The organism is Snodgrassella sp. B3800, assembly GCF_026535865.1.
In the GTDB taxonomy this organism is placed as follows: Bacteria; Pseudomonadota; Gammaproteobacteria; order Burkholderiales; family Neisseriaceae; genus Snodgrassella; species Snodgrassella alvi_E.
The window spans coordinates 311,416-323,378 of sequence record NZ_JAFNPH010000002.1 but is presented as its reverse complement, the minus strand read 5'-3'; the positions used below and the strand labels follow the sequence as shown (position 1 = coordinate 323,378).

Annotated in this window: 8 protein-coding genes; 3 read left to right on the top strand and 5 right to left on the bottom strand. The window is 48.8% G+C overall.

What is annotated here, in order from left to right; genetic code table 11:
* Positions 1-2,746, bottom strand: a 2,746-nt coding sequence (locus J3U64_RS05550) for a DUF6531 domain-containing protein (protein ID WP_267408567.1), incomplete at its 3' end; no start/stop codon positions are given.
* Positions 2,747-3,309: 563 nt separating this feature from the next.
* Between J3U64_RS05550 and ubiU the strand changes: the two genes are divergently transcribed.
* The 3 genes from ubiU to ubiT are packed head-to-tail and all read left to right on the top strand — an operon-like array spanning position 3,310 to position 5,684.
* Complete coding sequence (gene ubiU, locus J3U64_RS05545; RefSeq protein WP_267408566.1) at positions 3,310-4,320, top strand: ubiquinone anaerobic biosynthesis protein UbiU; 1,011 nt, start codon at positions 3,310-3,312, stop codon at positions 4,318-4,320.
* A gap of 16 nt (positions 4,321-4,336) precedes the next feature.
* Positions 4,337-5,260 (top strand): U32 family peptidase, encoded by a 924-nt coding sequence (locus tag J3U64_RS05540; RefSeq protein ID WP_267392195.1) that lies wholly within the window; start codon positions 4,337-4,339, stop codon positions 5,258-5,260.
* A complete protein-coding gene (ubiT, locus tag J3U64_RS05535) occupies positions 5,247-5,684 on the top strand; it encodes a ubiquinone anaerobic biosynthesis accessory factor UbiT (RefSeq protein ID WP_267408565.1) in 438 nt (145 codons plus the stop codon). Before J3U64_RS05540 ends, ubiT begins: the two co-directional genes overlap by 14 nt.
* Before the next feature lie 80 nt (positions 5,685-5,764).
* Here the strand turns inward: ubiT and ubiG are convergent, their stop codons facing one another.
* The 4 genes from ubiG to J3U64_RS05515 form a co-directional block, all read right to left on the bottom strand.
* Positions 5,765-6,514, bottom strand: a complete 750-nt coding sequence (gene ubiG / locus J3U64_RS05530; RefSeq protein ID WP_267408564.1) for a bifunctional 2-polyprenyl-6-hydroxyphenol methylase/3-demethylubiquinol 3-O-methyltransferase UbiG — start codon at positions 6,512-6,514, stop codon at positions 5,765-5,767.
* A 2-nt stretch (positions 6,515-6,516) separates the two neighbouring features.
* The gene (locus tag J3U64_RS05525; RefSeq protein ID WP_267408563.1) at positions 6,517-8,181 is read right to left on the bottom strand and encodes an ArnT family glycosyltransferase; all 1,665 of its coding nucleotides are present in this window, start codon (positions 8,179-8,181) and stop codon (positions 6,517-6,519) included.
* A 111-nt stretch (positions 8,182-8,292) separates the two neighbouring features.
* The gene (locus tag J3U64_RS05520) at positions 8,293-9,705 is read right to left on the bottom strand and encodes an amino acid permease (RefSeq protein WP_323811394.1); all 1,413 of its coding nucleotides are present in this window, start codon (positions 9,703-9,705) and stop codon (positions 8,293-8,295) included.
* 290 nt (positions 9,706-9,995) lie between these two features.
* Entirely contained in the window at positions 9,996-11,063 is a 1,068-nt protein-coding gene (locus J3U64_RS05515; RefSeq protein ID WP_267408561.1) for a metallophosphoesterase, read from the bottom strand.
* Between the last annotated feature and the right edge of the window lie 900 nt (positions 11,064-11,963).

Sequence of the window (11,963 nt, the reverse complement as noted above, 5' to 3'; positions counted from 1 at the left end):
CTTCGGCCTCGGTCGGTAAGCCGGCTTTTTTGTAGCCGACTTTGATGAGGTTGTCGGCGGGGTCGTACTGGTAGGCGGTGTTGCCGTCGGGGGTGTGTTTGCCAATCAGTCGGCCGATGGCGTCGCGTGTGAAGCGGTGGGTGATTTCGGCGGGGCTGCCGGCAGCGAAGTGAACGGCGCTGACGTTATCCAGCTGATCGTAGGTCAGTTTTTGTTTACGTCCGTCCAGATCGGTCTGTTCGGTTAGGCGGTCGCCGGCGTCGTAGGTGAATTGGTAATGCTCGCCGTTTTCGTTGGTTAATGTAGTCAGCCGGCTATAGGTGTCGTAGTGAAAGCGGATGCTGCGTCCGGCGCTATCGGTGCGTCGGTGCACCAGTCCGCGGGGGTTCCGATGGTAGCGGGTGGTGTGGCCGGCGGGGTCGGTATAGGTCAGTAATTGTCCTGCTGCATTGACGCTGAAGTGTTCTTGGCGGCCATCGGGCAAGGTGGCGCTGATAAGGTCGCCGGCGGCATTGTATTGGTAGCGGCTGCTGTTGCCGATGGCGTTGGTGATGTCGGTCAGGTTGCCATGGCGGTCATAGCCAAGCTGGGTCAGGGAGCCGGAGCAGTCGGTGTGTTGGATAAGCTGGCCGTTTGGGTTCCAGCGCAGGTATTTGTGCCCACCTCTGGCATCGGTGATTCTGGTTATTTGGCCGTGCTGGTCGTATTGGTAGTGGGTACGTTGTTTTAAGGGGTCGATGACGGTCAGCAGGTTGCCGCGTTCATCATAGTAGTAGCGCCAGGTGCTGCCGTCGGGGTCGACGCTGATGGTGGGTAAGGCCCAGTGGGGTAACCACTGGGTCTGGGTGGTGCGTCCCAGTGGGTCGGTTTCGGCAGTTTCGCGTCCTTGTTCGTCATAGCTGTAGTGCCATTGTCCACCCTGGGCGTCGGTGACGCTGATGAGTTGTTGGTTGTCATTCCATTCAAATGCGGTGGTGTGACCAAGGGGGTCGATGTAGCGGGTGATTTGGTAGACTTCGTTCCAGTAATGCTGGCTGATGCGTCCCAGGCTGTCTTTGACGGTGGTGAGGCGTTGCTCAATATCGTAGTGAAAGTGATAGTCTTCCTGTCGCTGGCCATCTGCTTCGGTCCAGTGATGGGTGACGCGCCAGGCGGTTTCGGCGGCATCGGCAAAGTAATCCCACTGGTAGTGGCAGTGCAGGCCGGTGGGCAGGCGGTGGTAGATGAGGCGTCGGCCGGTGTCGTAGGCGAAGGTGCGGGTGTGCCGCTGTTCGGCATCGATGACGTGTTGCAGGTCGCCCTGTGCGGTGTATTGGTATTGTGCCAGTACCCGGCTGTGGCCATTGGCCAGTTGTTGTTTGATGGAGGTGACGCGTTGTGGGTGCTGGGGATGCTGATAGTGCAGGGAGAGACGGGTGCTGCGGTCGTTGTCGGTGATTTCGATGATGCGGCTGTGGCTGTCGCGGTAAAGAAGGAGGCGGTTGTCGTTGCGGTCTTGAAGTGCGGTGAGGTAGAGGCGGTGGGGTTGGTTGGGGTCGGGCTCGAAGAGGCGGTAGAGGCCGTCGTCGTCTTCGATAACCCAGCGGTTGTGCTGGCCACGGCGGATGGTTAGGTTTTCGTTGATGCCGCGTATGCCTTCGCCGGGTTGCAGGGGGTCGATTTCGAGACGGCGCCCTTGTTCGTTGATATAGACGGCGGCACAGGAGCCATCGGGCTGGGGGGAGATTTCGATTTCGACTTCGAAGCTGACGCTCCATCCGGCGCCAAACATGTTGTGGGAGCGGGTGTCGACGCTGCTGTAGAAGCGTTGCCATTGGAGGGGCAGATGGGCGGGAAGGGTGAAGTCGAGCTCTTCGGTGTCAAAGAGGAGTTTGGCGCCGGTGGGAAGGTGGACGGGATGGCCGATCCTTGTGGCTGCCGTAATTTTAGAAGATAGATAGCCGACGGCAACCGAAGTAGTGGCAAAGCAAAAAAATTTGTTACAAATTTTTTTAGGGTTGAGGAGTATTGTAAAAATGCTAGCCGCTAGGGCAACGGGATGTTTGCCGCTTCTGATTTCACGGACGACGATGGGTTCGCCACCGATGCGTACGTTGTTGGATACTTTGACGCCGCCGGCATGGTCGTCGGTGACTTTGGCTTCGCAGGTGCTGCGGTCGTTGCTGCGTACGGCCGGCTGGCTGTTGATGTAGACTTTGCTGGAGCCTTCGGCTAGATATTCATCTGTGCCGGGCAGATGCGGATGTTTGCAGCAGAGTATTTTGTCGTCATCTCTGGGTTTTGCTCTGGGATCAGGTGAGGCTACGGTAGGCCTGTATAGTTGCATGGGAAGGTTTTCAGCAAACTCTACAAAGTCATTTAGTGCATTTGAAGCAATATCGATAAAGCTTTCGGGCTGCTGTGGTTCTTCGCTGCTGTCACTTAGTTCAATGCTTTGATCTATGGCACCTGCGGCGCGGGCGGAAGCTTTGCCATTGGTGCGGGTATTGGGCGATCCGGTTTTGATTTTGCCATCTTCAGCCAAGGGAAATAAATTACTGACCTCTTCAGATAAATCTGATATGACGTCATTAAGTCCAGAAGCTGCGACAGCGATACCAACAAGTGTAGACACTATAAAACCACCGGGAATAAGACCTATTGCTCCATAGCACGCAAGTTCTACTGCTGCGCCGGCTATGTCAGCCCATATTGAAGTATGTAAAAGGATGTCTCCTTCTCGGGCGGCCCAGTAGGTGTCTGCCATGTGTAAACCCCTTTAAAATCTTTTAATTCGTTGTTTGATAGTGCTAATTTTCTAGATTTTTAGCGATATTATCTAAGTATGAGGTTGTGGTTATCTTCTTTGTTTGGGTTGAATCATGTAATTTAATGTTAGGTTGGTTTAAGTTATATGATTTTTATGTGAATTATGTCATTAATTTGATTGTTATGCACTTAATAATTTGAATTGAGTAGATTTTGATTGGTATGGATATTGATAATAGGTTGTGAGAAAGCTGGGGAGATATTCTTGAGGGTAACGGTTTTGAGAGTTGGGTTTTGGCTGGCTAAACAGGGGTAAGTTGATAGATGTATGTAAATGTTAGCATTGTTTAATTTAGACTTTTTTGTGTTTTTTTGTTTTAAATTGGTATTAAAGTTCAATTTTTTTCTGTTTTTGCTTGTTTCGTGTCAATAAATCCGTTTGGCTTAGATGTTTTAATCCGGTGTTTTGTGGGCTGCTGGGAAGGCGCAAGGCGGACTGGGTATTTGCGACTGATTATGGGTAGCTGATTGGATTACTGTTGATTGGGATGGTGAGAACGGATGGGTGTTAAGGTTCCAGAGCTGGTGTGTCCGGCTGGTAATCTGCCGGCGTTGAAGATGGCGATAGATCATGGCGCGGATACGGTCTATATGGGGCTGAAGGATGCAACCAATGCGCGAAATTTTGCTGGTCTAAATTTTGACTCTAAGTCTGCGGTAGAGGGAATTACATATGCGCACCGGCGTGGGCGTAAGGTGTTGATGGCGATAAATACCTATGCACAGGCAGGAGAAGTAAGAAAATGGCAGCAGGCGGTGGATACGGCTGCCGAAATTGGCGTGGATGCGGTGATTCTGGCGGACTTTGGATTGCTGAATTATGCACACAAGACGCATCCACAACTGGCGCTGCATATGTCTGTGCAGGGTTCGGCAACTAATTATGAAGCAATTAATCTGGCCCAAGAGCTGTTTGGTATCCGGCGGGTAGTGTTGCCGAGAGTGCTGACACTGCCGCAGGTGGAGCAAGTGATTAAGCATACTTCAGTAGAAATTGAGGTATTTGGCTTTGGCAGTTTATGTGTGATGGTGGAGGGGCGCTGCTTACTGTCTAGTTATGTGACGGGTGAATCTCCAAATACGTTTGGGGTGTGCTCACCGGCAAAATATGTGCGCTGGGAGCAGCAGGCAGCAAGAATGAACGCACGCTTAAATAATATTCTAATTGATCAGTATGCAGCAGACGAGCCAGCTGGTTATCCGACTTTGTGCAAAGGGCGTTTTCAGGTAAATGATGAAACTTATTATGCATTGGAAGAGCCGACAAGCCTGAATGTGCTGGAGATTTTACCGCAGTTGTTGGCCATGGGTGTGGCGGCGATTAAGGTGGAGGGACGGCAGCGCAGTCCGGCATATACGGCGCAGGTAACGAAGGTATTGCGGCAGGCGCTTGATTTGGCGGTACAGTGTCCTGAATCGTTTACGGTGCAGCCGCAGTGGCAGCAGGCGTTGGCTAAGGTTTCTGAAGGACAGCAGGTGACGCTTGGAGCGTATAACCGGCCGTGGAAGTGATGAAGGGGTGTGAGTGATGCAACGGGATAAGCTGGCTTTGTCTCTAGGGCCGATTTTGTTTTTTTGGCACAAGCAGCAGATTGTGGAATTTTATCAGCAGCTGATTGGTGAACCGCTAGCCACGGTTTATATGGGTGAAACGGTATGCTCGCGCCGGCAGGAGTTGAAAGTAGCAGACTGGATTGATTTGGCGCGCGATGTGGCGGCTGGTGGCTGTGAAGTGGTGCTGTCTTCACAGGTGCTTTTGGAAAGTGAGTCTGATTTAAAACGTTTGCGTAAGTTGGTGGAGCAGGAAGATTTCTGTGTAGAGGCTAATGACCTTGCTGCTGTACGGTTGTTGCATGCTAAAGGAATTCCTTTTGTCGCCGGACAGGCATTGAATATTTATAACGAGCAAACGCTGGCGTTGATGCAGTCGCTTGGCGCTAAACGCTGGGTGGCTTCAATTGAGTTGTCAGCCGGTCGGCTGGAGCAGATGATTGCGGCGGTACCGGATGTAAACTGTGAGGTATTTGGCTGGGGGAGAATGCCGCTGGCCTATTCTTCTCGCTGTTTTACGGCGCGCCATTACAATCTGAAAAAGGATAGTTGTGAATTTAAATGCTTGGAGCATGCAGACGGTTTACCATTGCTCACGCGTGAGCAGCAGGCTTTTTTGACGATTAATGGTATACAGACGATGTCTGCTGGTTGTCATTCTTTACTGGCACAATATCAGCAATTGCAGGCAATCGGGGTAAACCGTTTTAGGCTTTCTCCACAAGCACAACATATGGTGGATACGATACGGCTACATCAGCAGGTGATGGCTGGTGTACTAGAAACAGAAACGGCTTTGTCTGAGCTCAAAGGGTATGCCGGTGGTACGCTGGTAGATGGCTACTGGCAGGGTAAGGCAGGAATGAATCAATGCAAAGAGGTGATGTATGCAAATACCTGACAGAGTAATGCCGGGATTGCTGAAAAATGTGGTGGAAAGGCTGCCGGCTAAACCGCCGGCATGGTTGCTGGTACAGACGTTGAATCAGCTGCTAAAAAGAGAAATTTTGCTGGCTGATATGTCATTGCTAGCCGGACGTTTATTTCGGGTTGAGGTGGCTGACTTGGGATTAAATCTATTTTTCAGTGCTTCGGAGCAGCGGTTTATGGTCTCGGATGTTAGTACTGACGTGGATTTGTGTCTGAGCGCAAATACTACTGATTTTATGAAGATGTTGTTACGGCAGGAAGACCCGGATACGCTGTTTTTTAATCGCCGGTTAAAAATTGAGGGTGACACGGAGCTTGGGCTGATTGTTAAGAATTTGCTTGATAGTATAGATTGGTCGACTATTCCGATGATGAAATCATTGGTAAAGCAATGAGTTTGTTTTATTGATGTAATGAAGATAATTCTGTGGCCGGTATCATGTCGATACCGGCTTTGTGGTTTTAAAGCAGATTGTTAGTTCGCCGGACGACGGCAGGCTATCATGTAGTTGACGTCTAGGTTTTCGGTAAGATGGTAGTGTTTGGTTAGCGGATTATATGTGAAACCGCTACTGCCCAGCCATTCGAGACCAGCCTGCCGGCACAGACGCGCCAGCTCGGCCGGTGTGATGAATTTGTGGTGATCATGGGTGCCGCGGGGCATCAGTTGTAAAATGTATTCGGCGGCAATGATGGCTTGCAAATAGGATTTTGTGTTGCGATTGATGGTGGAGAAACAAACAACTCCGCCGGGTTCCGTCAGTTCGGCACAAGCTCTGACTACGCTGCCAGGATCAGGAACGTGTTCCAGCATTTCCATACAGGTAACGGCACCAAAGCTGGCCGGCATTTCTGCGGCTAAATCTTCTACACTGACTTTACGGTAGCTTACATTGCTGATTTGCTCCTGCATGGCATGCAACTGGGCTATTTTGAGCGATTTTCCGGCTAAATCGATGCCAGTCACGCCGCTGGCGCCTGCTTTGGCCATGGCTTCGCTTAGAATACCGCCTCCACAGCCTACATCCAGAATTTTTTTGCCGGCCAGTCGAGCATAGCGGTCGATAAATTCGAGACGTAAGGGATTAATGTCGTGCAATGGTTTGAATTCACTGTTTTTATCCCACCATTTGTGCGCGAGCTGGCTGAATTTGTCAATTTCGCTAGCATCAACGTTGGCCGGGGCAGCCGGAAAATGAGTATGTTCCTGAGTTGGGGTATTCATGATTATTTTTCCTTGGTTGCGGTGGTTTTAGCCCACAAGGCAATGATATTGTTTTTTTCACGCGGGCGTGCTCCCGACCAGATTTCGTGCCATGGTTGCGGAGGTTCGGCTTTGGGGTCGCGGGTCACTAAACGGTATTCACACTCAGGATTGTCTGCCTGCAAAGGTATCCAGCTATATTGCTGCCAGGCAATGCGGGTACTGAAATTGTCGTGATTGATACTGATGCAGGCATGCCGATCGCTGAATGCCTGTAACTGCTGTTTGCTCAGGCTGTTTTCCATCTGCTGAACCACTGGCCGTGCCGATTTGGCCGCATCCAGCCAAGGCAAAAACAGGGTCAATAGCAGTGACCATACTAATAAAACTCCGGCTGCCCAGTTGGTTACTGCTTGTCGGCCACGGATATGCTGGCGGGTAATGGCCCATAGCCAAAGTGGTGTCAACACGCAAGCGACAATCAAGGGAAAGTAATTGACATCGTAGCGGTAATAGGGACTGAAATAAACGGCACGGGCAGCCAGTTTGGCCGGCCAGCCATAATTCATGGCGATGAAGCCAAGCCAGAGGAAAAGTGCCAGAAAACCAAAAGCCATGATGCCAAACCAGTTGAGGAAGGCGATGGCTCCGCGACGCAGTGCATCCAGCTGGGCGGCTCCGAGTAAGGCCATAGGTGGCAGCACGATTACCAATAAATCCTGATATTGCAGCGGCAGCAAGGCAAAAACTGGTAGGCATAGACTTAGCCATACGATAGCAAGCACGCCCCAGCGCTGTTTTTTTAACTTGCCGCGCGTAGCAGTCCAGATGGCCAGAGGCCATGCAGGAAAGGCAAACCAAAGCAAATTTTTTAAATAGTATCCAAGCGAGAAGTGTACTTCTTGATGTTGAAAACCACCAAAAGGGGCGAGAGCATGATACTGCCACCACAGATTAAAAATATTGGCAGCGGTCTGATGCAGAGCAAGTGGCCAAACTATCATTAGAGGTAGGGCACAGAGCAGGGATATCAGTAAAACTAGATAATAGCGACGGCGACGCCACTGAGGGTAAAAAAGCAAGCTGAACGCTACCAGCATCAGCAGTAATGGCCACAATAGGCTGCCGGTCAGAGACAGTACAGCCCAGCCACCGCCCAGCATCATGCAGGCCATCATGATGCGACGATCTGACAGGGAAAAACCATACCAGCACATGGCAGAACCAAGAAATAGGATAATGCTGTCGTTGATAAAATGAGCTGGTATTAGAATGCCGGTACAGCCGAGTAATATGAGAATGGTGATGCGTCCGTAGCCACGGCCAAGAAACTGGCGTCCGGAACCGCCGATGCAGGCAAACGTACACACAATCAAAATGACATTGGTTAGACGCGTGGCTTCAAAGGCGTCCATTTGGTTGGGGCTAAATAAATGTTGGCATAGGGCAGACAACCAAATGTAGAATGGGGAGGCTTCCCAGTTTATTTCGCCAAAAATAGTAGGAACTGCCCAGTGTGCCTTGTGCCACTGGCTGGCGGTGGTGAACAGATAAGGTTCACCTGGTGTCCATAAATCATGATGCAATACCCCCGGCCACAGCCACACGAATACCAGTAACAACCAAAGCCATGAACGCTTTTTATTCATGCTTTGTGAGCTGGGTTTGCTGGGTGTATAGGTGAGCATAGGTGATTAACAGCTGTTTAGGGTGTGATATAGGCTTTATGTTAGCGGAAAATGCAGTAGGCAGCCAGATGAGGCTGCCTGTGGCTACGATGATTAGGGCGAAAATTAATCCTAATCAAGGTGTTTGCTTAGATTCACCTGTGTCAGTGGCACTTTGCGGGTACGGTAGCGAAGTTTGTGATACAGGTAAAAGGCAGCAAATACTGGGAGACCCATATAGGTAATAGCAAAACGCTGCCATTTGAAATCACCATGTAGTAATAATTGGCTGTCTTGTCCGATAATCACCAGAATACACAGTAATAGCGCCAGAATGGGGCCAAATGGAAACCATTTAGCGCGATAAACCAGTGAATTGATGTCGTTACCCTGCTGCACAAAGGCGCGGCGGAAACGGTAGTGACTGATGGCTATGCCTAGCCAGGCAATAAAACCGGTCAGACCAGAAGCGGCTACGATGTACTCGTAGGCACCTTCGTCCACACTTTCCAGCAAAAAAATTGCCAATACGACAATGGCTGTAGCCAGTAAAGCCAATACGGGCACGCCGCGCTGGTTGACTGCTGAAAAGCGCCGGTGTGCCATGCCGTCTTTACCCATAGCGTACAGCATTCGGGTAGAAGCATACAGGCCAGAATTACCGGCAGACAGGATGGAAGTGAGAATAACGGTATTCATCACGGCAGCGGCAAAAGCCAGCCCAGCGCGCTCAAACACAAGTGTAAACGGTGATTTGGCAACCTGATCCACGTCAGCACCGAGTAAGGCATCACTGTTATAAGGAATCAGCAGGCCAATTACTAACATGGCTAGAATATAGAAAATCAAAATACGCCAAAACACTTGTTTGATGGCTTTGGGAATGCTTTCCTGCGGGTTTTCTGATTCGCCGGCGGTAATGCCGATGAGCTCGGTGCCCTGAAATGAAAATCCGGCAATCAAGAATACACCGAGTACGGTAAAGAAACCACCCGACCAGCCATGTCCGAGTATCGGTGCATCGCCAATGGTGAAGTTGCTCAGGCCGACATATTGACCGCCAAGAATGCCGAAGATGGTCAGCACGCCAACGCCGAGAAACACGATTACTGTGACTACTTTAATCAGAGCAAACCAGTATTCAGATTCACCATAGGCGCGTACAGACAGTATATTGAGCAGAAACACCAGAGCAAAGAACAGCAAACTCCAGCTCCATGCCGGCATAAAGCGCAATGGTTCCCAGTAGGTAATCACCAATGAGGCAATGGAGATGTCTGCAGCAACGGTAATCACCCAGTTAAACCAGTAATTCCAGCCCAGTGCAAAACCCAGCGACGGATCAACAAAGCGGGCTGCATAAGTGGAGAATGAACCGGAAGTAGGCAGGTAAGTGGCCATTTCGCCTAGTGAGGTCATGAGAAAATACACCATAATTCCGATGGCCATGTACGCCAGTAAGGCGCCACCAGGGCCGGCATCGTGAATCGCACTGCCACTGGCCATAAACAAGCCTGTACCAATACTGCCGCCAATGGCAATCATTGACAGATGGCGGGTTTTCAGATGGCGTTTAACTTGGTTGGGAGAGGAATTGGCGTCTGTCATTCTGATAATGTGTAACTATATGCGCCGGTATGTTGTAATTGAGCAGAACTGCACTACCTTGCGGCCAACTTCAGGCGCGCACCGGAGGTACGGTGTGACATACCGGAATGGATTGTCTATTTTAGGGTTTAATAGCGTATGCCGGATATTTTTATCCTTTTTGCATACTGGGTTTTGTTGCAAAAGTCTTTATTATAACAAATTGTATGCATTACTGGCATGAGAATTCAGAGGTAACGCTCTCCATGATAATATTTACCATTATTCAGCATAATTATATTTTCGGGCCAGCGCAGTGCAGCCAGATGCATCTGGCTGTCTGTCACAGCAATGGCTTTTTTGCGTTCCCGCCAGCGTGCACCAATGGAAAAATCCACGCAAAATACCTGACGTTGCTGCCCCAGCCAGTGTGTTGGAGGCTCCTGAAATAGTTCTTTGCGGTGTTCGGCTATGCCGGTGCCATACCAGCTGCGCCAGTAATGGCCGATTATTACCGCCACAGGGTCGGTATACTGCTGCCACCACGGTTTACGTACTGTGAAGCGCCAGCGGCCGTTGATATAAAAAGGCTGTTGTGTGATGGCCTGAATGCCGCTGGTGAGCGCACGTATTGGATTGTGACAGCTGCGTAGTAGATCATAATGGGCTGTACCTGCTTGAAACGTCATCGGATAGTGCTCATTTTCCAAGTCTTTATTTAATTGCCGCTGCTCCTGCTGGTATGGTTCGTACCATTGCGTATTTCGGAAATCATCTAAAAAGCGGTCTTCCCAGTAATGATATTGTTTTACCAGTGAAGTTTCACTGCATTCTAGTAATTTATCAATACTTTCCGGCAACCACGCAGCGTGAACGATGCGCAAATCGTCCCGTTGCAGAATTAATGGCCATTGTGCGATGGTTTCCTGTAATTGCCTGCGTTGGGCAGCGGGATAATGCTGCCATGGCGCGAACCGTGCTTCATCCTGTGGCCGATTATCAAAATACCAGCCAGCTCCGTCTTTAGGATCGTTAATTAATAAATTGAGTTCATGATTACCGATGATGGTAAATGCGTTTTCAGAGGCGGCGGCCTGTATCACCCAGTCAAGAACAGCAGGGCTGTTTGGCCCACGGTCGCACAAATCGCCAACAAACACGAGTTTACGTCCGTGTTGATGGCGACCGTAATCATCGTAGCCAAGAAAGTGTAATAACTGCTGTAAAGCTTCCCACTCGCCATGAACATCACCAATCACGTCCAGCGCGGTGTTGGGTAAGGGGCGGATAAAGGTACTTAAGTCAGAATACTTCATTTTAATGGCCTGTGTTAACAGACCTGACTGCTGTCTGTGCGAATATTTATTATTTTAAAAACAATATTTAATCAACTAAATCCAATTAACATAGCACAAAATATTCAAGTATGCCAATTCCCCGCTATAAATGTCCTTTTATGTATGATTAATGTCAGTAAAAGTGTATGGAAATGATTTGGCTATAAATATTCAATAATTAAGGAGCTGACTAAAAATTAGATATTTACCGTTAGATTATTTACTAAGCAGATATCCAGAAACGAAAACTTATCCGCCAGCATCGGCTGTTTGTTTTGTACTTAAAAAATTAATAAATTCAATGTATTATTTTCAATAATAGCTACTTAGGTGTTCTAGAAAACTCCATTAAACGTTTATATTTGTTTCCAATGCCATGAGTACCTTAAACTGACCATTGGCTGGGAGGCCTTTCGCTTACTCATTGCTATTACCAGTCTGCTATTTTCCGTTTGTGTCCCTGTTTGATGTTTAGAAACATTCTGGGCAATTCAGACAAAATATTTATTGTTAATAAAGTATTAAGGCATATCGTGCTCTAACATCTGGCAATAACGTATTCTGCAATATGCATATATTTATTTGTGTTTTCTGGAAATGAGTCGATGAAGATATGGGCATGTTTAATAGCAATTGTAAGATAGTGTGTTGGCCGCTATTCGCATGTGGACAAGGTAACGGTTATTTGTGTTGGCATTTAATGTCTCTATATAACCCATTATCCGTGATGTGTTCGGATTGTCGTTATTATTGCTGAAATTAAAATATTAATTTCAATTGTTTATTTTGAGTAGTATTGGTTGTTAGTGTGATTGATTGCTTTTGCTGGTAAATGATTTTGCCAAGCTGCTTGATTTCAGCTAAAATCTGGCCTCTTTA

Excerpts from the sequence above, each read along its gene's own strand:
- ubiU (WP_267408566.1), top strand. The coding sequence starts at position 3,310 with ATGGGTGTTAAGGTTCCAGAGCTGGTGTGTCCGGCTGGTAATCTGCCG.
- J3U64_RS05540 (WP_267392195.1), top strand. The coding sequence starts at position 4,337 with ATGCAACGGGATAAGCTGGCTTTGTCTCTAGGGCCGATTTTGTTTTTT.
- ubiT (WP_267408565.1), top strand. The coding sequence starts at position 5,247 with ATGCAAATACCTGACAGAGTAATGCCGGGATTGCTGAAAAATGTGGTG.
- ubiG (WP_267408564.1), bottom strand. The coding sequence starts at position 6,514 with ATGAATACCCCAACTCAGGAACATACTCATTTTCCGGCTGCCCCGGCC.
- J3U64_RS05525 (WP_267408563.1), bottom strand. The coding sequence starts at position 8,181 with ATGCTCACCTATACACCCAGCAAACCCAGCTCACAAAGCATGAATAAA.
- J3U64_RS05520 (WP_323811394.1), bottom strand. The coding sequence starts at position 9,705 with ATGATTGCCATTGGCGGCAGTATTGGTACAGGCTTGTTTATGGCCAGT.
- J3U64_RS05515 (WP_267408561.1), bottom strand. The coding sequence starts at position 11,063 with ATGAAGTATTCTGACTTAAGTACCTTTATCCGCCCCTTACCCAACACC.